This is a genomic window from Thalassomonas actiniarum (assembly GCF_000948975.2).
In the GTDB taxonomy this organism is placed as follows: Bacteria; Pseudomonadota; Gammaproteobacteria; order Enterobacterales; family Alteromonadaceae; genus Thalassomonas; species Thalassomonas actiniarum.
Window position 1 is genome coordinate 2,540,095 of the sequence record NZ_CP059735.1, and the last position, 26,146, is coordinate 2,566,240.

At 47.7% G+C, this 26,146-nt stretch carries 22 protein-coding genes; 15 read left to right on the top strand and 7 right to left on the bottom strand.

Annotated elements, in window-relative coordinates; all coding sequences use genetic code 11:
• Nucleotides 1–77: 77 nt before the first annotated feature.
• Nucleotides 78–458, bottom strand: coding sequence for a hypothetical protein (locus SG35_RS11075; RefSeq protein WP_044831427.1), 381 nt, complete (start codon nucleotides 456–458; stop codon nucleotides 78–80).
• A 95-nt stretch (nucleotides 459–553) separates the two neighbouring features.
• Between SG35_RS11075 and SG35_RS11080 the strand changes: the two genes are divergently transcribed.
• From SG35_RS11080 to SG35_RS11110, 7 genes are all read left to right on the top strand, one after another.
• Entirely contained in the window at nucleotides 554–1,447 is an 894-nt protein-coding gene (locus tag SG35_RS11080; protein ID WP_044831428.1) for a LysR family transcriptional regulator, read from the top strand.
• A gap of 35 nt (nucleotides 1,448–1,482) precedes the next feature.
• Complete coding sequence (locus SG35_RS11085; protein ID WP_044831429.1) at nucleotides 1,483–2,226, top strand: class I SAM-dependent methyltransferase; 744 nt, start codon at nucleotides 1,483–1,485, stop codon at nucleotides 2,224–2,226.
• A gap of 59 nt (nucleotides 2,227–2,285) precedes the next feature.
• On the top strand, nucleotides 2,286–2,753 hold the full coding sequence (locus tag SG35_RS11090; RefSeq protein ID WP_044831430.1) for a VOC family protein: 468 nt from the start codon (nucleotides 2,286–2,288) through the stop codon (nucleotides 2,751–2,753).
• 107 nt (nucleotides 2,754–2,860) lie between these two features.
• Nucleotides 2,861–3,283 carry a GNAT family N-acetyltransferase gene (locus SG35_RS11095; RefSeq protein WP_044831431.1) on the top strand — a complete coding sequence of 141 codons (423 nt, stop codon included), beginning with the start codon at nucleotides 2,861–2,863 and terminating at the stop codon, nucleotides 3,281–3,283.
• Nucleotides 3,284–3,510: 227 nt separating this feature from the next.
• Nucleotides 3,511–4,086: a Crp/Fnr family transcriptional regulator gene (locus SG35_RS11100; RefSeq protein ID WP_274055425.1), complete on the top strand. Its 576-nt coding sequence runs from the start codon at nucleotides 3,511–3,513 to the stop codon at nucleotides 4,084–4,086.
• Between the two features lie 71 nt (nucleotides 4,087–4,157).
• Nucleotides 4,158–4,601: a DMT family transporter gene (locus SG35_RS11105; RefSeq protein ID WP_044831432.1), complete on the top strand. Its 444-nt coding sequence runs from the start codon at nucleotides 4,158–4,160 to the stop codon at nucleotides 4,599–4,601.
• Nucleotides 4,602–4,604: 3 nt separating this feature from the next.
• The gene (locus SG35_RS11110; RefSeq protein WP_044831433.1) at nucleotides 4,605–5,402 is read left to right on the top strand and encodes a GNAT family N-acetyltransferase; all 798 of its coding nucleotides are present in this window, start codon (nucleotides 4,605–4,607) and stop codon (nucleotides 5,400–5,402) included.
• Between the two features lie 120 nt (nucleotides 5,403–5,522).
• On the opposite strand, the gene SG35_RS11115 is transcribed toward SG35_RS11110, so the two are convergent.
• A complete protein-coding gene (locus tag SG35_RS11115) occupies nucleotides 5,523–7,715 on the bottom strand; it encodes a TonB-dependent hemoglobin/transferrin/lactoferrin family receptor (RefSeq protein WP_044831434.1) in 2,193 nt (730 codons plus the stop codon).
• Nucleotides 7,716–8,000: 285 nt separating this feature from the next.
• On the opposite strand from SG35_RS11115, the gene SG35_RS11120 reads away from it, so the two are divergent.
• The 3 genes from SG35_RS11120 to cobN are packed head-to-tail and all read left to right on the top strand — an operon-like array spanning nucleotide 8,001 to nucleotide 12,977.
• On the top strand, nucleotides 8,001–8,531 hold the full coding sequence (locus SG35_RS11120) for a MotA/TolQ/ExbB proton channel family protein (protein WP_053042844.1): 531 nt from the start codon (nucleotides 8,001–8,003) through the stop codon (nucleotides 8,529–8,531).
• Entirely contained in the window at nucleotides 8,531–8,884 is a 354-nt protein-coding gene (locus tag SG35_RS11125) for a DUF2149 domain-containing protein (RefSeq protein WP_152646512.1), read from the top strand. Before SG35_RS11120 ends, SG35_RS11125 begins: the two co-directional genes overlap by 1 nt.
• A 4-nt stretch (nucleotides 8,885–8,888) precedes the next feature.
• A complete protein-coding gene (gene cobN / locus SG35_RS11130) occupies nucleotides 8,889–12,977 on the top strand; it encodes a cobaltochelatase subunit CobN (RefSeq protein WP_063888628.1) in 4,089 nt (1,362 codons plus the stop codon).
• Here the strand turns inward: cobN and SG35_RS11135 are convergent.
• The 4 genes from SG35_RS11135 to SG35_RS11150 all read right to left on the bottom strand — a co-directional run bounded on the left by SG35_RS11135 (nucleotide 12,974) and on the right by SG35_RS11150 (nucleotide 18,906).
• Nucleotides 12,974–13,699 carry a 4'-phosphopantetheinyl transferase family protein gene (locus tag SG35_RS11135; protein WP_053042845.1) on the bottom strand — a complete coding sequence of 242 codons (726 nt, stop codon included), beginning with the start codon at nucleotides 13,697–13,699 and terminating at the stop codon, nucleotides 12,974–12,976. The genes cobN and SG35_RS11135 overlap by 4 nt on opposite strands.
• A 50-nt stretch (nucleotides 13,700–13,749) precedes the next feature.
• Nucleotides 13,750–14,526 (bottom strand): thioesterase II family protein, encoded by a 777-nt coding sequence (locus SG35_RS11140; RefSeq protein WP_044831436.1) that lies wholly within the window; start codon nucleotides 14,524–14,526, stop codon nucleotides 13,750–13,752.
• A 183-nt stretch (nucleotides 14,527–14,709) separates the two neighbouring features.
• Nucleotides 14,710–17,808 (bottom strand): efflux RND transporter permease subunit, encoded by a 3,099-nt coding sequence (locus SG35_RS11145; RefSeq protein ID WP_044831437.1) that lies wholly within the window; start codon nucleotides 17,806–17,808, stop codon nucleotides 14,710–14,712.
• Nucleotides 17,809–18,906, bottom strand: a complete 1,098-nt coding sequence (locus tag SG35_RS11150; protein WP_053042846.1) for an efflux RND transporter periplasmic adaptor subunit — start codon at nucleotides 18,904–18,906, stop codon at nucleotides 17,809–17,811. It abuts the gene before it with no gap.
• Between the two features lie 202 nt (nucleotides 18,907–19,108).
• On the opposite strand from SG35_RS11150, the gene SG35_RS11155 reads away from it, so the two are divergent.
• The 3 genes from SG35_RS11155 to SG35_RS11165 all read left to right on the top strand — a co-directional run bounded on the left by SG35_RS11155 (nucleotide 19,109) and on the right by SG35_RS11165 (nucleotide 23,336).
• Nucleotides 19,109–19,996, top strand: coding sequence for a LysR family transcriptional regulator (locus tag SG35_RS11155; protein WP_044831438.1), 888 nt, complete (start codon nucleotides 19,109–19,111; stop codon nucleotides 19,994–19,996).
• Nucleotides 19,997–20,196: 200 nt separating this feature from the next.
• Nucleotides 20,197–22,026, top strand: coding sequence for an EAL domain-containing response regulator (locus SG35_RS11160; protein WP_053042847.1), 1,830 nt, complete (start codon nucleotides 20,197–20,199; stop codon nucleotides 22,024–22,026).
• Between the two features lie 104 nt (nucleotides 22,027–22,130).
• On the top strand, nucleotides 22,131–23,336 hold the full coding sequence (locus SG35_RS11165) for a cation:proton antiporter domain-containing protein (protein WP_044831439.1): 1,206 nt from the start codon (nucleotides 22,131–22,133) through the stop codon (nucleotides 23,334–23,336).
• A 21-nt stretch (nucleotides 23,337–23,357) separates the two neighbouring features.
• Here SG35_RS11165 and SG35_RS11170 read toward each other — a convergent pair whose 3' ends face one another.
• The gene (locus SG35_RS11170; protein ID WP_201777761.1) at nucleotides 23,358–23,723 is read right to left on the bottom strand and encodes a winged helix-turn-helix transcriptional regulator; all 366 of its coding nucleotides are present in this window, start codon (nucleotides 23,721–23,723) and stop codon (nucleotides 23,358–23,360) included.
• A 206-nt stretch (nucleotides 23,724–23,929) separates the two neighbouring features.
• Between SG35_RS11170 and SG35_RS11175 the strand changes: the two genes are divergently transcribed.
• Nucleotides 23,930–24,580: a glutathione S-transferase family protein gene (locus tag SG35_RS11175; RefSeq protein ID WP_044831441.1), complete on the top strand. Its 651-nt coding sequence runs from the start codon at nucleotides 23,930–23,932 to the stop codon at nucleotides 24,578–24,580.
• Nucleotides 24,581–24,820: 240 nt separating this feature from the next.
• Nucleotides 24,821–25,936, top strand: coding sequence for a DUF3083 family protein (locus SG35_RS11180; protein WP_044831442.1), 1,116 nt, complete (start codon nucleotides 24,821–24,823; stop codon nucleotides 25,934–25,936).
• The last annotated feature ends 210 nt before the right edge of the window (nucleotides 25,937–26,146 follow it).

Consider the following 26,146-nt stretch of genomic DNA (forward strand, 5'->3'; position numbering starts at 1 on the left):
TATGCCGGCACTTAGGTGTCGGCACATTGGGTTAAAAAGTGCTTGGAATGGTTGGGCTGAAGAAGCCCGGCCTGTGGTTAACTGGGGTTTTGCTTAAGGGCGATGGTGCTGGCAACAAGTGCCAGTAGCCAGAATACAGGCCCCATGATCCCGGGCCATAAGGCTAAATGCCCCGGTACCAGGATAAAGAGGATAAATCCTATATCGGTGGCGCTGACCATGATCAGGTTGGCCCAGTAGCCCTGACGGTCGTTTTTCAAGTTATAAAATACGGCAATGGCCATGGCGGCCAGGGCAAAAAACAGCAGGTTCCAGCCGCTTTGGAATAACCGCCCCTGGATCATGTCTGCGGGCAGGTTTTCCCCCATCTGGTAAACAATCCAGGCGGCTTTGATATGCAATAGTCCCCAGATAAAATAAAAGGCTGTTGCGAGTTTGGCCCAGTGTGATGATGTCATCTTTTACTCCGATAAATGCGTTGATATCCTGGTAACTAGTCTATAGATTAGCCTAAAGAAATAAATGCAAGAAAAAGAAACGCTGGGTTTCCAAAATGAAAGATCTTTCCCGTTTGATGTTAACGTTTGCCCAAGTGGTGAAAACCGGTAGCTTTACCGGCGCTGCCGGATCCTTATCCGTGTCCAAGTCTGTGGTGAGTAAGCAAATCAGTGCTCTGGAGGCTGAACTGGATATTGCCTTGTTTTATCGTAACGCCAGAAAACTGCAATTGACGGAAGCTGGGGAGCGTTTGTATCCCCATTGCCAGTCGCTGGACAGGGAATTACACCGGGCGCTTGCTGCCGTTAAAGAAGTAAAGGAGGAGCTGATAGGGAAATTGTCGGTCACCTTGCCGGCGAGTATGGTCATCGCCGGTTTTGGAGATATTCTCAGGTCGTTTCAACAGCAAAATCCCGAGGTTGATTTACATATTCATGTTAGCGGCCAGCAGGTGGATGTGATTGACCAGGGGGTAGATCTGGCACTCAGGGTAGGGCAGCTTAAAGATTCTGAGCTTATCTGTAAAAAGCTGACGGACTGTCATTACCTGGTTTGTGCCAGTCCGGCCTATCTGGCAGAAAAAGGAGATATTAGCGAGCCTGAGCAGTTGGCCGGGCATAATTGTTTGATTTATACCGGCGGTGCTTTCGCTGCCCGCTGGCCGTTCAGGCATAGTGACGGCAAACGTGTTAGTGTTAAAGTGACCGGAAACTTACACAGTAATGAGCCCAGATTCTTGGTAGATGCGGTATTGGCGGGGCAAGGGGTGATGTTCGGTCCGTCCTTGCTGTTTAACCCTTTTGTTAGCAAGGGACAAATGGTGCCGCTGTTGGCGGACTTTAGTGTTCAGGATATCGGTTTTTACGGGGTTTATCCCAAAGGGGCGATGCAGGCGAAAAAAGCACGGTTATTATTGGACTTTATTATCGAGTATTGCCAAAAATTGTAATGTCAGGGCCGATTGAGCGAATAAGGAAAGCACAGATGCCGGATACAAATCATAATGCCGCTAGTCTATCTGATCAGCATATTATCGACAGTTGGCTGAAAAATGCCAAGCCATGGACAGCTGCGATCGACAATCAGGAAATTACCAGCCGGGTCGAGGTGACTAACGCTGCTGTGATTGAGGTGCTGCTGAAATTATGTTCGCAAAAACGTCCTGAAAACCGGCCGCTGAAGTTGCTGGATCTTGGCTGCGGGGAAGGCTGGTTGATGCGGGCGTTGGATAAAGGCAGAAAAGAAGCGGGTGATGCCGTTGTCATTGATATGTTAGGGATCGATATTGTGCCCGAGCTTATCGCCAATGGTGAAAAGCAGGGAGTCGGCCGTTTTAAGGCCTTAAGTTATGAAGCCTTGTCTTTTGAAAACCTTCAGGAAAAATTTGATGTGATCGTCTGTAATTTTTCTCTGCTGGGGGAGCAATCCGTTAACCGGGTTTTTGCTCAGCTGGCGCATTTACTTAAGGGTGACGGGGCCTTTGTTGTGCAAACCCTGCATCCCGTTAGCGCCTGCGGCGATCAGCCATACCGGGATGGCTGGCGCAGCGGCAGCTGGCAAGGGTTTAGTGAAGACTTTGTTGACCCGCCTCCCTGGTATTTCAGAACCTTGCCTTCCTGGCTGGCATTGTTTACGGACAATGGCTTAACTTCGCCGGAGATTATCGAGCCGAAAAGATGTAACAATAGTGCGCCTTTGTCGGTCATATTTGTTGCCGAAAAGGCCTAATTGCAGCTATACAAAGCTAAACCGGCTAAATAATTCATTTTTCTTACAAGGAGCGGACTATGTTTGAAATTGCAGCAATTGATCATCTGGTGCTGAGAACTGCACAAGTCGATGAGATGGTCAGCTTCTATTGTCAGGTGCTCGGCTGCAGTGTGGAGCGCATTGTCGAAGAATTAGCCGAAGAAATAGCCGAAGAAAGCGCGGAAGCAGCTGAGGGGGTTGTTGGTAATGGCAAAATAACAGCCTTGACCCAGTTACGTGCCGGTAATGCTTTGATCGACTTAGTCGATGTCCGCAGTAAACTGGGCAGGGCCGGGGGAGGAGCACCGACAAAAACCGAGCAAAACCTCGATCGTTTCTGCTTGCAGCTAAAAGCCATTTCCAGCGGCGAAATTCAGGATTATTTGACTGCTAAAGGTATAAAGGTCGGTCAGTTCCATACCCGTTACGGCGCCCAGGGGTTTGGCGATTCGGTTTATATTCAGGATCCTGACGGCAATACCGTTGAACTTAAATCACAGCAATAAGGTGATGAAAGGGCGGCCGTCTGGCGTTATGATAAAGATCATATAGGTTTTATGAAGTGGAAAATCTGATCTTGAACAGTAAAACACAACACCAGGTTAGCATAAGAATGGCCCTAAAAGAGGATATGGCCTGGGTGAATAATCAATACCTGAGCATAGGATTTAAACTGTCTGATTTTGGGCGGGAGCAGATTGCCATTGCCGAGGTTAACGGCGAAAAAGCCGGACTTGGCCGCTTGCAATATATAGACAAAGGGATCGCCGAACTTGGCGGCATGTATGTAAAGGATAGTTTTCGCGGTTTAGGTGTTGCCGGGCGGATCGTTGATTATCTGGTTAAAAATGCCACGGACTATCAGAAAATATACTGTTTACCTTTCGCCCATTTGCAGGCATTTTACCAAAAGTTTGGTTTTGCTCCCGAGCAGGAGTTAACCAAGGTGCCCAGAGTTGTGCTGGAAAAGCACAACTGGTGCAACAGCAGCTATGAGCACAAAACCTTATTGTTTTCCCTGACCCGGGATATTTAGCACTTTTTTACGCACAAGTCATTTGATATCGGGATACACCATATTTGCCCTGGATATCTGGTTTTGCTTTGATTTTGTTGCCAGGTTAACATGGACACCAGCGGGATAATCTGATTAAATTCCTTGATTTATAAGCAATATCTTGATTCACTCCCGGGACCATGAATTTGACCAATCTTCCCATGAAGACCATAAGTGCTGCCAGTCCTTTAGGGAAAACAGCTTTTTTGGCACTACGTAACGCTATGTCGGCCTATTATCCTGTTTCAGAGCAAACCTGGCAGGAGTTTACCGGTATTTGTGAGCTGCTGAGCGTCGAAAAAAATCAGTTCCTTTATCAACAAGGTCAGTTGCCCAACTCTTTTGCCTTTGTTTATTCCGGTTTGTTCCGGTTATTTATTGCCGATGAAAAGGGCAATGAATACAATAAGATGTTTTTTGATGAAAATACTTTTCCCGGCTCTATGGTGGCCCTGCTTAAAGGTCAGGTGTCACGGTTTGCTATTGAAGCGCTGGAAGATTCGCTTGTGGTGACCATTAACTTTAACGGCTTTCGCCGGTTATTGGCGGCCAAAGAAGATTTGAAAATGTACCATATTCATTATCTGGAGCAGAACTGGCTGATTGCCAAAGAGGCAAGGGAAGTGGCCCTGGTACAGGAAGAAGCGCTGGCGAGATATTTACGCTTTTTAGCCGAATATCCCAAGCTTGAATCCAGGCTGCCCCAATACCATATCGCTTCACATTTGGGCATCACCGCGACTCAATTGAGCCGGATCAGAAAACAGCTTGTCGATGAATAATTTTTTAACTTTTACCGATAAAATCAACATAGGTAAATGACGCAGACCAGGCAGCCCTTTATGCTGGTTGCATGATTTATTTATCTTTACTTGCGCTAATCGCAGGCGCGGCAATTGCGACCCAGACCAGTATGAATGCCCAGTTGGGTGTTATGCTGAAAAATCCGTTATTGGCTACCAGTGTGGCTTTTGTCAGCAGCATTTTTTTTACCTTATGCGGCGTGCTGCTGGTGAACCGGGAAATTCCCAGTGTCGAGGTGATACGTTCGGTACCTGTTTACCTTTGGTTTGCCGGCGGGGCATTCAGTGCTTTCGGGCTGGGCTGTTTTTATTATCTTATTCCTAAGATGGGTATAGGGGCGATGTTATCTGCCGCCTTAACCGGGCAGTTGTTACTGGCGATAGTGGCCGGTCATTTTGGCTGGTTTGATTTGCCGGTAAAACCTATTACTGTGGCTAAAGTGGCCGGGGTAGTAGCACTTATTAGCGGTATCATTTTGATTAATCGGGGGTAAAAAATGACGTTAACCGAGCAGGAACTTAAGCTGGCCAATCTTGATAACCTTACCCGCTTGTGGCAAGCCATGGGCACGAATAGCCAGGTATTATCTGAGCATAAAGCGTTTTTATCACGCAGCTGGCCTTATCGTTTTTGGCATGAACAGGCGGCGGTTATACAGGGCAGGCAAGTTTCACAACCGCCTGGCAAGCTTAATAATTTGCCAACGTTACCCGGCAATACTGTTATTCCTGTGTGGCCTTCACTCAATGGCGCACATAAATCCCTGGAGCAGGCTTTAATTGATGCCGACTATATTCATTCGCTTGAGTTGCTGGCTATGGCTTTGACGGTTAGTGAAGGCATAGGCAATAAGACAGGTAAAGCCGAAAAACATAATGAAGCTGGCGAACTCAGGCTGATAACTTGTGCCAGTCAAGATGAAATCAAACGTTGGACCCAAATCGGTAGCGGGGCTTTTGGCTATGAAATTGACGTTAAGGTGGTACAAGCCCTGGCTGAGGATAGCAAGGCCCGAGTGATTCTGGCTTATGAAGACAGGCAGCCGGTAGCAACGGCTTTATTATTTCACAGTCACTATAAAAACGCCGGTATTACAGGTATTCATCAGTTGGGGGTTGCGGAAAAATACCGGGGCAGGGGCATTGCCCGCCGGTTGATGTCGGCGTTACTTACGCAAAGCGCTGCGGATACGGATTTTTTCTGTCTGCAGGCATCAATCATGGGTAAAGGTTTGTATTTAAGTTTAGGGTTTAAGGAGCTGTTTTTGATCAATAACTACCGGAAAGCCCCTTAGCCTGATGATGGCATCCGTTGTCTGACTGCTTTTATTGAAAAAGTATGGTGTGCAAGAGCTGGATAAGGTGAACACCGCCTTTTAACCTGGTGCGCCGGTTAAAAAGCGGTGAGTCATTGCTTAGAAAGTCATTTTGGCACTGACGGCGAAAGCCCGGCCTGCTTCGGTTAAATGTTTTTTGGAATCCCCTTCGCTGTGTCCGTTGGCATTGACATAACGGATATACTCTTTATCGGTGAGGTTGGTAGCAGATAAATTTACCACTATCTCATCGGTAAGCTGATAACTCATCAATAAATCCAGGCTGCCGTAACCGGCAATTTCTGACTTGCCTTCAGGCACTTTCGTCATTTTGTTGGCCCAGTTTAAAATCAGCTCGGCGTTGAGTTTATCCCCCATATAACCAAGTCCTGCGATACCTGATAACGGGCTGATGGTTTCGATGTATTCATCGGTTTCATCGTCCTTGCCGTGCTGGTAGGAAGCATTGAAAAAGACGTTAATTTCATTACTGAGGTCATAATTCAGCGCCGCTTCTATGCCCTTAATGGTGACGGCATCAATGTTTTGATACTGGAAGGTATCGTGCTGGTAAGCAAAGCTGCCATCGTTATTCATGACCGATTCACTGTCGGTTAAGGTCGTGGCAAGGAATTGATCATATTTGGTGTAGAAAATTGCGGTATTAAAGGCGAAATCACCCAAAGTGCCCCTTAAACCCAGCTCGTAGCTGTCGCTTTCTTCCGGTGACAGGTCGTCGCTGGGGATCACTTCATAAATATAATTGGAGCTTGCCTGGTTATAATGCTCAATATAAGCCAGATCATAGGCAGGCACCTTAAAACCCTGGCCGTATTGGGCAAATAAACTGATATCGTCCGATAACCGGTACAGAGCGCCGAAATTAAAGGAGGTATGGTTTTCATCTATTTTAGAAAAACGGCTGATACCGTCGGCTTTTAATGCCCCGTTGGGATCCATGCTATAGCGGTCGAACCTTAAACCTGGCGTTAGCGTGAGCTGGCCGTCGAGCAGGGTTATTTCATCGTTGATAAAAATACCGGTGCGCGAGGTATCTGTTTTCGGGAATTTTTCGTCGGTTAAGTCCCGGGTGGATTCACCGGCCACTTCCCGGTATTCGTGCACCAGGCGGCTGCTTTGTGTTTTTTCTATATCCAGGCCATAACCCAGGGTGTGAGTCGGGTTAACCTCAAGGCTGGCATTGGACCTAAAGCCAACAGTGTCTTGCTGGTATCTGGAAGTTTTCCACATATCCCGTATTTCCACTGTTCCGAACATAGGTGCATTGATGTCCAGTTGACCGTATTCCTGATCCCTTTGGATGGTTTTATTCTTATACAGGCTGACATTGAGCAGGTCATAAAAACTTGTGCCGCTTTCGCTATGGTAGTTGAGCTGATAAGACTCTGTGGTCTTATCATTGTTGATGTTTTCGTCAACAATCTGGTAGCCATACTGTCCCAGGCCACGGAAATAGGCGAGCAAGCCGTCGGCGCTGTCGCCTTTGCTTTCTTGCTGCCAGTGCTCTGTGGTGAAGGTCAGGTAATCCTGATCGTTTATGTTGTATCTCGCTTTATAGAAAATATTGTCGGACTGGATGGAAAACGGTTGCTCGCTTTCATCATAATTTTGCTGTTCTTTACCGTCGCGGTAATTCAGGTTGAGCAGGTGCTCGAAATCGCCGTGGGCAAATGCCAATGTGGTACTGATATTTTCCTGCTCTGTACTGTTGTCGTAACCGGTTTTTACCGAACCGGCAAAGGTTTCTCCCTGGCCCAGGTAGTCACTGGCATCTTTGGTGGTGAAAACAATAATACCGCCTAAGGCATCCGAGCCGTAAAGGGATGACGCGGCTCCTTTGGCAACTTCGACCTGTTTTAAGGTATCGGTTTCGATAAAGCCCCGGCCGACGATGTCGTTTAAGCCGTCGGCGCCGTAACCTTCATTCATGCGCATGCCGTCTTTGATCATCAATACCCGATCGCTGCCCATGCCCCGTACCAGGATATTCTGGGCGCCGCCGGCACTGCCGGTAACCTCTACGCCTGGCGCATATTTAAATAACTGGTTCATGTCCGTGACCACTTGCTTTTCAATGTCCTGTGCGGTGACGACAGAAATACTGCCGGCAACGTCCTTAAGCGCTTTTTCGGTGCGGGAGCCGCTGATGACGATCACTTCCAGATCCTGTGCGATATCCTGAGTATCGTCAGGTATTTCAGCATAACCTGGGCTGGTGAACAATGCAGTTGAGATAACACAAGCTAGCACCTTAGGTGTTGGCTTAAACATGAGATTTTTTCCTTTTAAGGTAATGAAGCCCGCAATGTCCGGGTTTGCCTTTTGCGTATTCGCGTAGCTAGGTTGTCGCTGATTTTTGCGTGATAACAAACAAGGTTTACTTTTCATTTCGGGCAGGTTTGGCTTTCAGATGCTTTTAATAATACAAATTATTTCGAGAATGTAAACTAAAATGAGAATTATTTGTATTTGCATTGAGGTTTTTTCATAAATAGTCTAAAGTGCGCGGCAGATTATTGATGTAAGTGAATTTCAAACAGTTTAGAGGAACATTTTGTGAACATTCAATCACTGGAAAATATCATGGCACAGTTGTCACACTTGCTGATGACGCCGGTTATTTTAATTATCGTGGCTTTACTGATTTATGCCATTTATGCCTTGGGAGGGTTTTTCGGGCAATATTCGCTGCGTAAGAAATATGCCCCTATTTATACGATGCAGGTACAGACGGGGCAAACCGACTGGCTTAAGGGCTACCCGGTACATAATTATTTTGTCAACAATCCCGAGGCCAGTGAAGATGAGCTGGAAGTCTACGCCCTGAAAAACTTGGAAACCTTGCGCATCGTCACCCGTATCGCCCCTATGCTCGGTTTGATAGCGACCATGATCCCTATGGGACCGGCACTGCAGGCGCTGGCGGACGGTAATATCCAGGGGATCAGTGAAAACCTGATCATCGCCTTTGCCGCCGTTATCTGGGGCTTGGTGATTGCTTCATTAACCTTCTGGCCCGCCAGCGTAAAAAAACGCTGGTGTGCCGATGAATTGATCAATATCCGCAAGCTTAAGGGGAGGTGTTGATGCGGTTTTTAGAAGAAGATGAAGAACTCAACCCTATTGTCAGTGCAGTGAACCTGGTGGATGTATTTTTGGTGATCATCGCCGCCTTGCTGATTGCACTGGCGCAAAACCCGCTTAATGTCTTTACCGAAGACGATGTCACCGTGGTGAAAAATGCCGGTAAGCCGAATATGGAAGTCATCGTGAAAAAAGGTAAAGAAATCAAAAAATACCAGGCCAATGGTGAAATCGGCTCAGGCGAAGGCCTGCGCGCCGGTGTCGCCTATAAAATGGCTGACGGCAGTTTTATTTACGTACCAGAAAGCGTGCCGGAAGAAGGTGTACCGGAAGGCGAGCAGGCGCAGGGGGAATAAAATAATGATAAAACGTTTAATGAGTATATTGGTTTGTTTGCTGCTCTGGCCATTCGCGCAGCAAGCAACTGCGGCTGCTGCAGAGCAAGCGAGGAAACCTGAAGTTTTACTCTTTATGTCCGGACACGGCTCAAAAGCGAAGGCCGATTTGCTGTTGTCGCTGGCGAAAGAGCAAGCTTTTACCCTAACCAACATAAAAACCAGGGGGAAAAGCGAAGAAGATATTGCCGGGATCTGGTCAAAAGCGGACCTGGTGCTACTTGACGGTATCAATCCCGAGTTGTCGAAGTTTATGTTTGGCAAATACCAGCCCTACTTAAGCCGGTTTAAGCAAGTGCCGGTGATTTCACTGGGGGATACGGATAACACTGCGATGAACCAGGGAGTGGCAGAACAGCATAAAAATAGCATCGCCGCTTATTATAAACATGCCGGGCGCAGCAATTATCAAAACATGATGAGCTATCTTAGCCATGATGTGTTTAAACGCTCATCTGAAGTAGCCGAGCCGCCGGCTCCGGTGCCGGATGTCGGTCTATATCATTATGGTTTCCCCGGTTTGCTAACCTCGGATGAAAAGGCCTTTTTTGCTTTTCTGGAAACAAAAAATCTGGCAGTAAAAGAAAACCAGGCGGTGATTGCCGTTGCCATTCACCGCAGCGTGATAGATTATGAACAGCAGCAGGTGGTCGATGCCATCATCAAAGGATTAGAGGCCAAAGGGGCCAAGGCTTTTGCCTTCTTTTTTGAAGGAAACGATGAGCTGTTATCTTATACGGACCTGTTAATGACAGAACCCCGGGGCGGGGCTGCGAAAAGCCGGGTTGATCTGTTGATCAATTACCGCTCGCTGCATTATGTCGAAAAGCGTCGCCAGGAGTTTGCCAGGCTGGGCGTACCGGTCATACATGCCTTAAATTACACCGAAGGGGATGAAGAAAAATTCCTTGGCGACCATGCCGGTATTTCTCCTTCGTTAACGCCTTTTTTCCTGGTGATGCCGGAAGATACCGGTAGTGTTGACCCCAGTATTATTGCCGCTACCGAGCAGGGGCGTAAAGTGGTGATGCAGGCGCAAATGCAGGCACTGATTGAGCGTGCCTATAATCATGCCAGCCTTGCCCATATTAACAACCGCGATAAAAAAGTTGCAGCCTTTATCTGGAATTATCCCCCGGGAGAAAAAAATATCGGTGCCGCCTTTTTAGATGTGCCTTCCTCCCTTGAGCAAATCAGCCGGGCGATGAAAGCCCGGGGTTATCAGGTAGAGGATAAAACGGCGCAATATTTTATTAAAGCCGCAGGCCAGCTGTTACGCCCTTATTACCGCCGGGAAGATACCTCGACCTTAATCGATTTGGGCTTAGCTGATTATTTACCGCTTAAGACATATCAGGCCTGGTTTAATCAGTTGCCACAAGAAGTAAGCAAACCTATTGTCGAGCGCTGGGGCAAGCCCGAAGACAGTGCTATGTTGACCACGGCTGCCGGCAATAAGGGCGAAGAGCCGGGACAAGCAACTTCGGAGCCCGCCTTTATTATTCCCCGGATGACGCTGGGTAATATGATAGTTATGCCCCAGGGCGTTAGGGGAGATGATGCCAAAGAACATGCAAACTTGTATCACAGCACCAAAACCCCCATTAATCACAGCTACCTGGCTATTTATCTTTATGCCAGGCAAGTCTTTGATGCCGACGCCTTTATCCATTTAGGCACCCATGGCTCCCAGGAGTGGCTAACCGGTAAAGAGCGCGGTTTGTCGGTATTTGATGCCCCGAGCCTGGCGATAGGCAATATTCCGGTGTTTTATCCTTATATTATCGATAATGTCGGTGAGGCGATGCAGGCGAAACGCCGCGGCCGCGCCACTATGATCAGCCATTTAACCCCGGGGTTTGCCAAAGCCGGTTTATATGCCGAGGTCGCCGAGCTTAATGAATTGATTGCCAACTATGTAATGCTGGAGCAGGGCTTAAGCAAAGAAAATACCCGGGATCAGATTATTGCCAAGGCGGAAAAGCTGCATATCTTTGAAGCTATCGACTTAGATGTCGTTAAGCTGAAAAGCGACTTTAGCAGTGGGATCAGCCAAATCCAGGATCATCTCACCGAACTTGCCGGGCAAAGCCAGCCGTTAGGCGTGCATACCTTTGGTTTGTTGCCACAGCAAGCGCATTTGCTCAGTACTGTGATCCAGATGCTGGGGGATGATTTTGCCGGGCGGGCAGCAAGGTTTGAGCAGGAAAATCAGCTGGCGGTAAGCGAGCAAGACAGCCGTGACCGAAATCAGGTGACAAAACTTGCGGCTTTGCCCGGTTACCAAGTGTTAAAGCACTTTCTGGTTGAGCAAACCAATATTGATATAGCGCCTCTATTCCCTATGCTGGATGAAGATCTAAAAGCAGATATCTTACAGGCAAAAAAATATTGGACGAACTTCGAGCAAATTGCCGAATTGGAGAATTTACTGGCAGCCCTTGACGGCCATTATATCGGGGTCAGCCACGGCGGCGATCCCGTTCGTAATCCGGAGGCGGCCCCCACCGGGCGTAACCTGATCGGTTTTAACCCGGCCAAAGTGCCGTCGAAAGAAGCCTACCAGGCGGGGGTGACCTTGCTGGAGCAAACGCTGGCGGATTATGTTGCCAAAAATGGTAAGTATCCGCAAAAGATGGCTTTTTCTTTATGGTCGCTGGAAACCATGCGCCATCAGGGGGCGCTGGAAGCTCAAATATTACATGCTCTCGGGGTGAAACCTAAGTGGAACCAGCAGGGCAATATTACCGGCACTGAAGTGATCCCCTATAGTGAACTGGGGCGACCAAGGATAGATGTGGTGGTTTCCGCCACCGGCTTGTACCGGGATGCGTTTCCCAATGTAATGTTATGGCTGGCACAGGCGATAGATAAAATAGCGCAAATGAAGGAAGACAATAATTTTGTCTACCGTCATAGTCAGGCTTTAAAGCAAAACCTGCTGGAACAGGGGAAGTCTGAAGAGGATGCCGAGTATTTATCGTCGGTGAGGATCTTCTCCAATGAAAGCGGCAATTATGGCACAGGCCTGGCGGCATCAAGCCTGGCATCGGATACCTGGGACAGTGATGCCAAGCTGGCGAACTTGTACCTGGATCGCATGGGCTTTGCCTATGGCAAGGATGAAAAACGCTGGAGCGAGAACATGGCGGATACCGGCCTTTATAGCCAGGTATTATCCGGCACCGAGGCGGTGGTGTTCTCCCGCTCCACCAACCTTTATGCCCTGATGACCAATGATGATCCTTTCCAGTATTTTGGTGGTATTGGCCTGGCGGTGCGTCATTTGGACGGGAAAACGCCGCAAATGTATGTCTCAAATCTGCGCCGTAAAGACAAACTTAAGGCCCAGACCATGGAAGATTTTCTCGACCAGGAAATGCGCAGCCGCTATTTTCATCCCCGCTGGATATCGGCGATGCAGGATGCCGGTTATGCCGGGGCTACCGCAATATTGGATCGCATGAACAATATGTGGGGCTGGGAGGTAATGACGCCGGAAGCGGTGCGTGATGATCAGTGGCAGGAGTTTTTTGAGGTTTATGTCCGGGACAAGTATCAGCTGGAGATGCCGGAATTTTTCAAACAAAGTCATCCCGAAGCCATGGCCCAGATACTGGAGCGTATGCTTGAAGCCGTGCGTAAGGATTACTGGCAGGCAGATGCGCAAACCGTTAAAGAGATGGTGAAGATGTATAGCGAGCTGGCGGCAACTTATGATGTTGCCACCGACAATAACAAGTTCACCGACTATGTCGATGCTCAGGCAAGAGGTTTTGGTTTGCAGTTGCTGAGCCAGGCGCTGTCTCAGGCAAAAGCCCAGGCAGAGGCTCAGGCACAGCAATCAGTCGCTGCAAAGGCCAGTCAAAAAACCGAGCAGGTCAGCGGCCAGAAACTTCAGCAGCAAGCAGTCAATAAAAGTGAAGTTGAGCAAAACGATTGGCCGTTATATGCCCTTTTGCTGGTGTTCTTTTGCGGCGCGCTCAGGCAGTGGTTTATCCCGCGTGGTAGGCATATCCGGCACAGGCCGGTTGAGCTTAAGCAAGCGGCTTAACAGGGCTCACAAATCAAGGTCTGAACGGCCGATTCATCAAAAATGAATTGGCCGTTAAAACTAGCACCGGCAGTTAATGCCGGCGTTAACGTTTCGGTTAAGCGCAAACAAAAGCTGTGATTTTCTGTGTTAAGGTCAATGATTTGTGCCGCAGAAAAATCAAAGTAATAGCCGACGCTGGGATATAAGGCCTTAAACAGGCTTTCCTTGGCGGAAAACACTAAGGTAAAAGCTTGCTCAAAGCTCATATCAGATTGTTTTAAAAACACTTCTTCTTTTTCATTGATAATACTGTTTTTGATTTCGGCGACATTATCCGCTTTCAGCCAGTTTTCATGGTCTATGCCTAAATATTTAATAGTCTGCTTGCCGGCGGCGACACAAAAGGCAGATGTTGAAGTATGGGTAATAGAGGCCAATACCCCCTTTGGCCAGACCGGACTTCTGTGCTCTCCGGTAGGAATATCACGGGTAGTGATGCCGAGTCCGGCCAGGGCCTGGATAGCGGCATAGCGGCCCGCCAGGTATTCACTCTGGCGTTTGTTTACCGCCCGGGATAAGGAGGCGGGGAAGGGGATGGCCAGCTCGGAAAATAAGCTCTGTTGATAATCGGCTAGCCGGTAATCAACCCCTGCCAGAATAAGGTTATTATCACAGTCAAGGGCGGGGAAGCTGCTTGGGGCGATAAAAGCGCTGACAGCAGCTGAACTAAGGGCTAACATGGTAAAATTCCTGTTCTTTTGTGTATGAGCTATTTTCTTTACTCTGACTTTTACCCGTACCGGCTGATTGCTTTTGCCGGCAGCTTTGCGAGTAGCTGGCCGATGATCTTATTGACTTGCTCCGTGACCAGCTCAGGATAGCTGTCGATAAAAAAATGGTCACCGGGTAAGATTTGGATATCTGCCGGTAAGGCAAAAAATTCTTGCCAGCCCTGTAAATGCTCGTGGGTTATTTTACTGTCCTGCTCGCCCCCTAAGACGCTGAGCGGACAATCAAAGGTTATCTGCGATGTGTATTGATAAGTTTCGGCGATTTCAAAATCGGCCCTTAACAGCGGCAAGAATAACTCCATCAATTCTTTATTTTCCAGTACCGCCTTGGGCGTACCATTAAGGTTTTCCAGCTCAGCCATAAAAGCATCATCGGGTAAATGATAAGTGGCGTTCTCCTTGGCTTTGGCTTGCGGTCCCCTGCTGCCGGAGGCAATAAAATGCACGGGTAAGGGTAAACCTTGTGCCTTTAGGCGGGTCATTAATTCAAAGGCCACTCTGCTGCCCAGGCTATGGCCGTAAAAGATGGTCGGTTTATCCAGCAGCGGCGGTATCAGGGTCAGCAACTCATCAACCAGGTCGTCCATTTTGTTATATGGCGTTTCAAATAACCGTGAAGCCCGTCCCGGCGCCTGTATGGCAATAAGCTCTATATCTGTGCTTAATTGTTTTATCCAGGGGGTAAACGTGGCGGCATTACCGCCGGCATAAGGAAAACAAATCAGCCTTAAATCGGCATTTGGACGTGGGGTCGGGTTAACTAACCATTTAGACATTAGGGTTAAATTCCATGTAATTAAGAGACTATTTTGCGTTTACTGCTGACTGATTAAATCTTGCAAAAACATCAGGCTGTGCATGATAGAAAAAAAAGTCGGGGCTTGTCACTCTTTTTATTAGCACAGAGGTAAGGAGGGAGGAAAAGAAAACCCCGGCGAGCCGGGGTTTTATCATAATTGTTAAGCTTTTTTGACCTGTTGCCGGTAAGGGATTTTATACAGCAGGGTAAATAATACCGGTACCACAATCAGGGTCAGTACGGTGGCAAAACCTAAACCGAACATTATCGTGACCGCCATGGACTCAAAAAAGGCATCAAAGAGCAGGGGGATCATGCCTAAAATGGTGGTGATAGCCGCCATTGCCACCGGTCTTACCCGGCTGACCGCAGAGTCAAACACCGCCAGGTAGGGGTCTTTACCCTGGCCAAGTTCCAGGTTGATTTGATCTACCAGCACTATGCCGTTTTTGATCAGCATGCCGGATAAGCTGAGTAGCCCCAGCAGCGCCATAAAGCTAAACGGTGCGCCCATCAGCAGCAAACCGGCGGCAACCCCGATCAAGGCCAGCGGCACCGTTGCCCAGATCACCAAAGGCGCTTTCAGGGAGTTAAACAGCAGGACGGTGATAATAAACATCGCCAGATATCCCATAGGTAAACCGCCAAATAAGGCTGCCTGGGCATCGGAAGAAGACTCGTATTCTCCCCCCCATTCCATCTGGTAACCCGGCGGTAGCTCTATCGCTTCTATTTCCGGCTTGACCCGGTTAAACAAACTGGCGGCGGTTTCATCCCCCAAAACATCATGATCCGCCATCACTGTCAGGGTACGTTTGCGATCCCGGCGCATGATTAACGAGTCTTCCCAGTCGGTATTAAAGCTGTTGACGACTTGGGTGATAGGCACATAAGTATTGGCAGCCTGCGAGTAAATCTGCAATTCCGGCAAGCTGTCGATATTTAACCGCTCGGCTTTGGGGGCTCGGGCCACTATGGGTAACAGTTGGGTACCTTCGCGGTAAAGCCCTACCTGCTGGCCGGAGAAGTTGGTCAGCAATAAGTCATCGAGATCTTGCTTGCTGATCCCCACCCGGCGGCCGGTGGCTTCATTAAACTCAGGGCGGATCACTTTTGTGCGTTCGCGCCAGTCATGGCGGATATTATAGGCGCCGGGATCGGCATCTAGTTTTGCCATCGCCTGCTGACCTAAGTGGCGCAGCACATCGGGATCCGGACCGCTAAAGCGTGCTTCAATTTTTGCATCGGTGGAGGGACCGATTTCCATGCGTTTAATTTTTGACTGGGCCTGGGGATAGTTGTCGTTCATATATTGACGTAAATTCGCCATTACAGGGTTTAACGCTTCCCTGTTTTCTACCCGGACAATCAGCTGGCCGAATCCGGCATAGGCTTTCTCCGGACCATAGGTGAGCATAAAGCGCGGTGCTCCCTGACCTGTGGTGGTGGTGATCTGCTCTACCTTGTCCTGGGTGAGTAAATAGGCCTGGATGGCTTCAATGTCTTTTTGCGTTTCCCGGATATCCGAACCCTGGTAACGCCAGTAATCGAGGTAAAACATCGGCGTATTCGAGGGGGGGAAGAAAGACTGCTTTACCTGACCAAAACCGGCAACGGCAGCGATGAGCAAGCCCAGCATCACCAGCAGGGTCAGGCCCCGAAAGCGCAGGCAGAAATTGAGCAAGGCTTTATAACCGGTAAATATTGCGCCCCGGTATAATTCACTACTTTCTGCCGAAGTGTCCTGATCGCCGCTGTTTTGCTGGTTGTTCACCGGGTTTTCTTTAAACATCAAATCGGCGAAAAACGGCGTTAAGCTAATTGCGGTGATCCAACTTAATAATAAGGAGATCAATAACACCCAAAACAGGCTACCGGCAAATTCTCCGGTGGCATCCGAAGATAAGCCTATCGGGGCAAAAGCGGCGATGGCAATCACGGTCGCCCCCAGCAAGGGCAGGTTGGTTTGTTTGGTGATCTCCAACGACGCCTGTAATTTGGTTTTGCCTTTTTTCAGACCGATCAATATGCCTTCGGTCACCACGATGGCATTGTCCACCAGCATCCCCAGGGCAATGATCAGGGCGCCAAGAGAAATACGTTGCAGGTCAATGGCAAAAAGCTTCATAAAGATAAAGCTGCCCAGTATGGTGAGCAAGAGAATTAAACCAATTAAGATACCGCTTTTGAGGCCCATAAAAATCAGCAGTACGGCGATAACGATAACCACGGCTTGCGCCAGGCTGACCATAAAGCCCTGCATCGCCTTATCCACTTCCACCGGCTGGTTATAAACGACAGAGACTTCCATGCCCACGGGGCGGACATATTCTAATTCTGCCAGGCGTTGCTCCAGCTTTTCGCCGATTTCAACAACATTGACGCCGGAGCTAAAAGAGACTCCTACTAACAGGGCCTGGCGGTTGTTGTAGTTGATGATGTTTTGCGGTACTTCGGCATAAGCCCGGTTGATGGTGGCAACATCGCCTAAATAAATCAGCTCGGAAGCCCCGGGATTGGAGATCAGTAAATTTTCCAGCTCTTTCACCGACTGGAATTCGCCACTGGGGTGCAGGCGGATATATTCGCTGCCGACCTTGACGCTGCCGGAGTTGGATACCTGGTTTTGTGTTTGCAATAACTGGTAAATGCGGCTCGGCGGTATGCCTAACGCGGCAAGTTTATTACGGGCGATTTCTACCACCACTTGCTCTTGTTGTAATCCGGCGACGGTAACTTTACCCACGCCTTTGACCAGCACCAGCTCACGGCGCAGGTAATCGACATAGTCTTTTTGCTCTTCATAGCTGTAGCCGTCGCCGCTGATGGCAAGCAGTACGCCGTAAACATCGCCGAAATCGTCGATGACATTGGGGCTGTTAACCCCGGGGGATAACTTGGGCTCGAGATCGTGGATTTTACGCCTGAGTTCATCCCAAATCTGTTTGAGATCTTCTTTGCGGTAGGTAGGTTTCATTTCCACCACTATCTGGGACAGACCCGCCGAAGAAATGGAGGTGATATAATCGACATAAGGCAATTGCTGCAGCGCATTTTCTATCGGGTAAGAAACCTCCTCTTCCACCTGGACCGAGCTTGCCCCCGGGTAGGTGGTGGTGATCATCGCCATTTTCAACGTGAACTCGGGATCTTCCAGCCGTCCAAGACCGTTATAGGAAATGATGCCGCCGATCAATAAGATCAGGGCAAACATCCAGCTGGTGACTTTATTTTTTACGGAATATTCGGTCAGTCTCATTTATAAACCCTTTTCCCGGTTCCAGGGGCGCACTTTCATGCCTTCACTGAGAAAATGTACGCCGGCAGAAACCACCTGGTCGCCGGGCTCAAGGCCGGTAAGCACTTCTATACCCTGGCTTTTGATGCTGCCGACGGTAACATTTGCCTGGCTGACGGTTTGGCTTGCGGCATCATATTTCCACACATACCGGGTTTTACTGCTGACCGGGCTGTCTTTGCCGGTAAAAACGGCGCCGACCGGCAATAAAAAGCTGTTGCTGCTATCGGTGGTGACTTTTGACAAGTCCATGCGGATATTGGCGGTCATGCCCGGCAGCACGTTAAAGGTTTTTGGCGTCGGCAGGGAAAAGACGACTTTGTAAGTTAAGGTGGTGGGATCTGCCTGGGTATCCCATTCTTTGACGGTAATTAAAAATTCCTGGTTGGGATGGGTGTCAAAAATGACCGTCGGCTGGTACTGGACATCTTTTTTCACCCTGGAGGCGATGTTTTCCGGCATTTGCATCGAGATATCCACCACATCCCGGGTTTGTAAGGTCAATACCGTTTGCTTTGCCTGGACATTTTCATGGTTTTCCACAAAAACCTTGGCAATGCTGCCGCTAAACGGTGCCCGCAGTTCGGTATATTCAAGGTCGGTTTTGGCGCTGTTTAATGAAGATAAAGAAACGCTGAGGTTGGCTTTGGCCTGATCATAATCTGCCTGGGAGGCGAGTTTCTTCTCCAGCAACTGTTTGGCCCGTTCAAATTGCGACTTGGCTAACTCATATCGTGCCTGGCGATCGTCTAGCAGCAATTTAAAGTCTTGCGGATCCAGCCGTGCCAATAATTGCCCTTTAGTGACTTCATTGCCGGCTTTTTTCGGAAATTCGATGATCTGGCCGCTGACCCTGAAGGCCAGCTTCGAGTCGGCATTGGCTTCAACTTCGGCGGGAAAGTTACGAAAGGACTCCGCTGCCGGGTCTTTTACCTGAAATATTTTTACCGGCCGGGTGATTTCGCTCTGTACCTGAGTACTTGCTTGTTCACTACAACCGCTAAGGGCCAATAGCAACATGGGGATGGACAGTAATGTTTGCCTGCACGAAACGGACATATAAACCTCTTAATGGAGTGGGGTTAGCTAAGCTGGACAATAAGGAGTCCCGCCAGGGGCTGTTTATTGAACACTTGACTGTATAATAAACAAATAACGTTTGAATGCTATAGCTTGATATTAAAGAATTTAATGCATGATAAAGGTATTTCCTCTAAAATAATATTTAATATTTTTTGCCATCAAGTTAAATTTTATTTATATGACGCTGGAGCAGTTACAAACCCTTAACAGCATAGTCCAACACGGCTCACTTAAAGCGGCGGCCGGGGCTTTACATAAAACCCAGCCGGCATTATCCATGGCGATTAAAAAGTTAGAAGCCGAGTATGGCTTTGAGATCCTCGATCGCAGCGGTTATCGTTTAGGACTCACCCCCCCGGGCAAGGCCTTTTACCAAAAAGCGCAAGAGTTATTGCTTAATGCAGAGCAGCTGCATTCGTTGGGGCAGCATCTGGCCAGCGGTAATGAAGCCCTGGTGCGCCTGGCTTATGATTCGGTTTGTCCCCATGATTTGATTTTTACTGTCCTGAAAAAATGCCAGCGGGATTACCCGCAAACCGAGTTGCATGTCTTCGGTGAGTCGCGTTTTGGTGCGTTAGAGTTATTGCAAAAGGCGGAAATTGATTTGGCCATCAGTCCCTGGTGGCCGACCTTTCACAGTGTCGGTGACTTTGAAGCCCTGAAAATCGGTCATTTTGAGATCTTGCTGGTAGCGGCGCCCGGACTGTTTAACGGCCAGGCGGTGACGAATGTTGCCCAGTTGAAGTCTGAGGTTTATCTGGTATCGGAAGAAAGTGAGCTCAGCTTTGACAGCGAAAATCTGATGCTGATCAAGGGGGCACGAAAATGGAAAACCCGGGATATGCAAACCTTGAAGCAAATGCTGTTATCCGGCTTGGGCTGGGGTTATATTCCACGGCACTTGGCCGAAGAGGCGCTTAAAGATGGCCGCCTGGTGTCGTTAACCCCCCAGGGGTTTGAATTTAGTATCCAGGGAGAAATTTGCCTGGTGCGGCGGGAAGAACATACTTTGGGTCCGGTCGCAGCTGTGATATGGAAAAATTTCTTATCCCCTCAAGTCAGTTAATTGTAAATAACTCTCTGGGAGTTAAGGTTTATTTTCCAGTGAAGGGAAGAGGAAATAGCAAATTCTGATAAGCTGGCTATGCTTATAATAACTCCGGAGCTCAGGCATGGAACAGGCTCTGTGAGCAAAGTATTTTACTTACCTGCGCCAGTATAAAGGTTGTTGCACGATAATCCTGATGAAGACAAGGATAGCTTTCTATGATGCATTATCATACCGAGCATTTTAATTTGTTAATCGTTGAACCAAGTGAGGCTGAGCGCGCCTTATATAGCACTATGGTCAGGGATTTCGGTTTTAATGTCACGATTTTCGAGGTGATGACCGGCCAGTCGGCGGTTGATGTGATCAAACAAAACACCTTTGGCTGTATTTTGCTCAGCAATGAGTTGCCGGATATGAATGCCCAGCTGGTGCTGGCCATGATCCAGAACGGACCTACCTTATCCATACCTGTGATCGTACTGACCTCAACCGATCTGGAAGATCTGGCGTTAGAGCTGATGGAGTCCGGCGCCACAGATTATATTCCCAAAAATCAATGTATCCCGTTAGTGCTGAATAAGGCGATACTTTATGCACTGGCCCGGGCCCAGTACCGCAAGGCGCAGATTGATTTTCAAAAAGCAGAGATCAAGAGCATTGAGCATGAATTGCTCAAAGAAAGGAATATCGCCCTGGAAGAGGCAAATGAAAAATTGCAGCAATTGGCGATGAGGGATCCGCTCACCGGCTTGCCTAACCGTAATTACCTGAAGCAGCAGTTGGAACAAACCCTGCTGCATGCCGAAAGAGCCCGGCAAATATTCGGGGTTTTATATTTTGATTTGGATTATTTTAAATACGTCAATGACACCTATGGCCATCAGGTTGGTGATGAATTACTGCTTGCGGTGACTAAACGGGTTAAGCAGGTGATCCGGCAAAAAGATGTACTGGCCCGCATCGGCGGGGATGAATTTGTGCTTTTGATTGACGATGCCAGCGAACCGGCATTTTTTGGCATCATTGCAGCAAAAATCTGCCGGACTTTACGGGCCGAGTTTATCATCCAGGGCTTTGAGCTGCATATTGCCTGCAGCGTTGGCATCGCCACTTACCCCCACTCGGGTAAGGATTATGAGGAGCTGATGAAAAATGCCGATTCCGCCATGTACCGGGCCAAAGAGTCCGGGCGTAATAACTATAAATTCTTCTCGGTGGAAATGAATATGCAGGTGGACCAGCAATTTGCCATCGAAAGGGATTTACGGCTTGCGCTGGAGCAGGAGCAGCTGGAACTTTATTATCAGCCGAAGTTTAACCTGATCTCGAAAGAAGTGGTTGGGGCAGAAGCCCTGGTGCGCTGGAACCACCCGAGTAAAGGTTTTCTACGCCCCGACAGCTTTCTTGAGATTGCCGGGCAAAGCGAACTGATCATAGATCTCGGTGACTGGGTGCGCCGGGAGATTTGCCGGCAGCTGGCGCAGTGGCAGGCCTGTGGGCTGGAGTTGGTGCGTATGTCCATCAATGTCGCAGATAAAGAGTGTGCCAAAAACCGGGTATTGCAAAATATTTTAGATCAAGTGATGCACTATGATATCGATGCCAAATTGCTCGAATTAGAGTTAACCGAGGAAACCCTGACCAAGGGCATTAGAAATGAAATAACGGATTTTAAGATATTGGAACGTATGGATATTCAATTGGCAATTGATGACTTTGGTACCGGCAATACCTCTTTTCAGTGTTTGAAAGAATTGCCGATTGATGTGCTGAAAATTGATAAAGAGTTTACCCGGCAACTGGCAAGCAATGCTAAAGTTGCGGCGATCACCACCACCATTATCGACCTGGCCAAACGTCTTGGCATCAGCTGTATTGCCGAAGGGGTGGAAAATGAAGAGCAGGCGGCATTTTTGCGGGAAAATGGCTGCGAATATGCGCAAGGGTATTTTTTCAGTGAGCCGCTCACCGCCGATAATTTTGCCCTGTTACTGAAAAAATCCAGCTATACCGACAATAAACAGCTGACTTTGCAGCAGTCATAGTCACTTGCTTGACCGGTCGCGAGCAGTATTTGAAAGTTTTTAGTCACTTAGTCTGTCTTACGTCATACTTTTAAACCGACACTTGTATCGGGGTTTTTGTTTTTATGGCGTCATTTCCTCTGTTAACCATTTTACTGGCCTTGGCGGTTTGTTTTTTATTGGCTGAGTTTATTGCCGATAAAATAAAAATAAACAAGCCGCTAAGCTATTTGCTGGTAGGTTTTGTTGTCTCTGAGTTATTTACCCGAAATGGCACTGATATCCTGTTAAGGGCAGATAATTTTTCGACCCTGACCTTTCAGGGGATATTACCGCTGATTTTATTTGAAATGACATTGTCTATGGTAAAAGCCCACCGGGTGGAACTGGCAAAATGTGCGGGCTTGTCGGTTTATCTGTTTGCTGTTTTTGTGCCTGTCGCCAGCGTTATCGTCTATTTTTTGATGGACAGACCTTTCTACTTTCCGCCGATGGCGGCACTTTTATCTATCGCCGTGATTGCTGCGGTTGAGCCGGCCTGCTCCAGGTTAAGCTTTACCCGGGTAAAACTGAGCAATCCGATCCGCAGCCAGATTGAGGTTGAAACCGTGATCAGCGATGCACTGGCCGCGGTGTTATTTAGTTTTGTGCTTCTTTATGTCACCTCAGGCCTGGACACCAATGAACTTGGCGGTAACCTGATTTTTGCTTTCTTGAAATTAGTTTTTGGCGGTTTACTGCTTGGAGCCGCGTTAGGTTATTTAAGTACTTTTGTGATTAAAATATGCCGGTCAGTGCCATCATATTTAGTACTGACATTTACCTTAGCCTACGGCAGCTATTTTTTGGCGGAAGCTGTGCTTGGGGCATCCGGGGTGGTGGCGGTGCTGGCGGCGGGGTTAGTCTTTCGGGTGAAACTTGCCAAGGCGCCATCTTTTAAGTCGATAAAAAATAGCTGGCATACGATCGGTTATTTTGCCGATGCCTGGTTGTTTTTGCTGCTCGGTATGACCTTTACCATAGAAATGTTTACCGAGCGCTATCTGGCGATGCTGATTCTCATTTTTGCCTTGATAGCAGGTAAATGTATTGCCGGTATCAGCGGCTATTGGTTATTTAAACCTTACCGGGGAGAAGTTGCCGCCAGGCCCATGGCAAACAGTATTGTTTTGGGGAATTATAACGGTGCCTTAGCGGTTGCCCTGGTGTTGTCATTGCCGGTGGAGCTGAGTTACTGGTGGACCACTCAGGCCATGGTGTTTGGTGTGGTCTTGTATTCCCTGGTGATTCAGTTGCCATTGTTTAATTTTATCAACCGCTTGTATAAATAGATATTTTTGATGAGCGCCAGCTTAATCATCTTCTAACTGGCGTAACAGCTCCTGTTGCAGTTTATCCGGGTCCTGACGAAGCTTTCGAATAAATTCAGGGGGAACCTCGGTTTGTTCGTCAAATTTTTCTGCCCAGTCGATCATCGCTAACATCATCGGCATCAAGGCTATGCCTTTTTCTGTCAGCCGGTAGATATATTTCGAGCGTTTTATCCTGTCCTGATGTTTACTGATTATGCCGTTGTGCTCCAAATCTGCCAGGCGATTAGCCAGGATATTGGTAGAAATGCCTTCACCGGCCTCTAAAAATTCATTGTAATATTTACGTCCTTTGAACATCAGATCCCGGATAATCAAGAAGCTCCACTTATCACCGAATTGGCTCATGCCAAAGCGTACCGGGCAGCCAGCCCAATTTTTCGTTTTTTTATCAACCATAGGTTAAATAGTAACGTGAACAAACTTCACTTGCAAAAAGAAAGTTAAATGACTAAGGTTGATTTAACTTGCAAAAAGCAAGTAAAGTTGGATTCAGTGATTAAAGTTTATGAACCAAACTTAAAGAGAACTCATAACAGTCAAGGAGAAGAAAAATGAAATTATACGCTATTGTCGGTTCGCCGAATTCCCGTAAAGTGCAGGCGGTGATCAATCACCTGGGGATTGATGTGGACATTGAATATCTTGATTTTTTTGCCGGTGACAATCAGCAAGCAGATTATATTGCCTTAAACCCTAATGCCATGGTGCCAACCTTAGTTGATGGCGACCTGAACTTGTGGGAGTCCAATGCTATCAATCAATACCTGGCCGACAAAGCAGGGGATGAAAGCCTCTATCCGAAAAATCCTGCGCTAAGGGCTGATATAAACAGGTGGCAAGCCTGGGAGCTGGCTCACTTTAACCAGGCGTTCGGCACCCTGGCGTTTGAGTCGATAGCCAAACCGAATTTTATGGACATGCAAGGAAATGCTGCGCTTATCGAGTGGAGCCAAGATAAGCTGGCGAGGTTTGCCCTGGTGCTGAATGCTCACTTGAAAGAAAAAACTTATATGGTGGGGGATAGGGTAACACTGGCAGACTACTCGATAATTCATGTTGAGTTCTTTAAAGAAATGATCCCTTTCGACTGGGCACCGTATGCTTATGTAAATGAGTATTTTGACCGTTTGTGCCAGGATCCACACTGGGCCTCTACAGCTCCGGCAAGCCCTGAGTTGCTTGGTAGGAAACCGAATGTGTAAACCAGTTAAAGCTGCTGTTAGATGATAACTCTATTATTTTCAATTGATTAAGTTTTTAATGTTTGTTCTGGTTAGGTCCTGCAGACAGCTTTTGTTTTTCATTTTTAGGAGCAGGGAGAAGATAAGCATTCGTATCTTCATTTAATTGTCACTAATCTGACATAAATTGATTTGTATCACCCTTTAAATATTGTGGGTTTGTATAATAGCGAAAAACTTAATTGATAAATGGAATTGTTCATGTCTATTCTACGCAAACGCAGCGCTCAGCATAAAGTGTATATCCCTTCGTCTGTGCGGGAAAACCAATATTTATTGGCTAAATTTGATCTTACGGATGAGTTGTTGGCCCGGTTTTCCAGTGTGATTGATCTTAGCTGCCAGCAGCCTTACCTTCGTTTCTATGAAATTATCTCAGGATTGTTTTTTAATATTAACAATGAACTGGATTTGGAAAGCGGTAAGTTTGTCGCCAATGATAAATTTACCCGGGTGCGCTATAGCCAGGAAAAGGTGACTGCACAAACGGATCAGCAAATTCTGTTCTTATATAACTCTCAGTACCATACCGGGCAAAATGCTTATTATGACGGGGAAAAAAGGGCGAAAAGAATCACTTTGGTATTTTTGGCCAACGGTGATGATATCCGCCTTGATGCGGCAAAATTCCACCATAAGGTGAAAAAAGCCATTAATGAGTTTAGTGACCAGCTAGGCTTGAAGGGGGAGGATGTCAGGATATGCGATCATCAACATTTAACGTATGATCTATTTGCCAAAGAAAAGGGGATTTCAGGCATTCAGGCCCATAAGTTGCGTTCGATGACCGACAGGTATGCCGCCGACGGTTATTACCTTGAGGAAAATGTTGATGAATTAACCTATGCCATCGTCGATTTGCCGGTGAACCGGCGCTTAAAACAGCTTGCCCATATCGATGAACTGGTCGCCCAGCCTTATCAACCTTTATATGAATTGGTGGAAGCAGCCTTTATTGAAGCGGCAAAACGTTATCACCTCAGCCATGGTGCTATGGTTGCCAATGGTTTGATCCCCATTGTCAGGCGCAGTGAAGAGCAGCTGGCGCTGGAAAATGGCGAGCTGCAGATGCTGGGCTATAATCCCGCCCATGCCGCCAGCGGCTTCACCAGCCTCTGGTCCGGGAATAAGCTTACTGATTGTATCCAGTTAGTTTTTGTCGCGTCGGTGCATGACAATACCGGATATGGCTATGGCAAGTTTTTAAGCCAGGTTGAATATGCCCTGGCTGCGATGGCGGAACAATTAGCCTATGTCTACCAAAAAGAAGAGCTGCTGGTGCGTTTTCATCAGCATATCGGCTTTTATCCCGCTTAGTTGTTAACCCCAAAAAGACACCGAAAGGGGTTACCCCTGCCGGTGTCTGTTCATTCGCTGCATGCTTGTTTCTCCCCTTTTTGTCAAGGTTTAGAGCTGATGGCAAACGCTTTGCTGTTTTTTCAAACAGAAAATAAAACATTCACTTTATTATTTAAAATTAAATGTTAATAAAGCCTGTCTTGTGATGAAATTGTTTTATAATTGCCA

Bases quoted from the DNA above. Each gene is read 5' to 3' on its own strand.
- SG35_RS11170 (WP_201777761.1), bottom strand. From the start codon at position 23,723: ATGAGCCAATTCGGTGATAAGTGGAGCTTCTTGATTATCCGGGATCTG.
- SG35_RS11135 (WP_053042845.1), bottom strand. From the start codon at position 13,699: ATGTTAGCCCTTAGTTCAGCTGCTGTCAGCGCTTTTATCGCCCCAAGC.
- cobN (WP_063888628.1), top strand. From the start codon at position 8,889: ATGATAAAACGTTTAATGAGTATATTGGTTTGTTTGCTGCTCTGGCCA.
- SG35_RS11145 (WP_044831437.1), bottom strand. From the start codon at position 17,808: ATGAGACTGACCGAATATTCCGTAAAAAATAAAGTCACCAGCTGGATG.
- SG35_RS11080 (WP_044831428.1), top strand. From the start codon at position 554: ATGAAAGATCTTTCCCGTTTGATGTTAACGTTTGCCCAAGTGGTGAAA.
- SG35_RS11165 (WP_044831439.1), top strand. From the start codon at position 22,131: ATGGCGTCATTTCCTCTGTTAACCATTTTACTGGCCTTGGCGGTTTGT.
- SG35_RS11085 (WP_044831429.1), top strand. From the start codon at position 1,483: ATGCCGGATACAAATCATAATGCCGCTAGTCTATCTGATCAGCATATT.
- SG35_RS11075 (WP_044831427.1), bottom strand. From the start codon at position 458: ATGACATCATCACACTGGGCCAAACTCGCAACAGCCTTTTATTTTATC.
- SG35_RS11155 (WP_044831438.1), top strand. From the start codon at position 19,109: ATGACGCTGGAGCAGTTACAAACCCTTAACAGCATAGTCCAACACGGC.
- SG35_RS11140 (WP_044831436.1), bottom strand. From the start codon at position 14,526: ATGTCTAAATGGTTAGTTAACCCGACCCCACGTCCAAATGCCGATTTA.
- SG35_RS11115 (WP_044831434.1), bottom strand. From the start codon at position 7,715: ATGTTTAAGCCAACACCTAAGGTGCTAGCTTGTGTTATCTCAACTGCA.
- SG35_RS11110 (WP_044831433.1), top strand. From the start codon at position 4,605: ATGACGTTAACCGAGCAGGAACTTAAGCTGGCCAATCTTGATAACCTT.
- SG35_RS11160 (WP_053042847.1), top strand. From the start codon at position 20,197: ATGATGCATTATCATACCGAGCATTTTAATTTGTTAATCGTTGAACCA.
- SG35_RS11175 (WP_044831441.1), top strand. From the start codon at position 23,930: ATGAAATTATACGCTATTGTCGGTTCGCCGAATTCCCGTAAAGTGCAG.
- SG35_RS11095 (WP_044831431.1), top strand. From the start codon at position 2,861: ATGGCCCTAAAAGAGGATATGGCCTGGGTGAATAATCAATACCTGAGC.
- SG35_RS11090 (WP_044831430.1), top strand. From the start codon at position 2,286: ATGTTTGAAATTGCAGCAATTGATCATCTGGTGCTGAGAACTGCACAA.
- SG35_RS11125 (WP_152646512.1), top strand. From the start codon at position 8,531: ATGCGGTTTTTAGAAGAAGATGAAGAACTCAACCCTATTGTCAGTGCA.
- SG35_RS11150 (WP_053042846.1), bottom strand. From the start codon at position 18,906: ATGTCCGTTTCGTGCAGGCAAACATTACTGTCCATCCCCATGTTGCTA.
- SG35_RS11105 (WP_044831432.1), top strand. From the start codon at position 4,158: ATGATTTATTTATCTTTACTTGCGCTAATCGCAGGCGCGGCAATTGCG.
- SG35_RS11180 (WP_044831442.1), top strand. From the start codon at position 24,821: ATGTCTATTCTACGCAAACGCAGCGCTCAGCATAAAGTGTATATCCCT.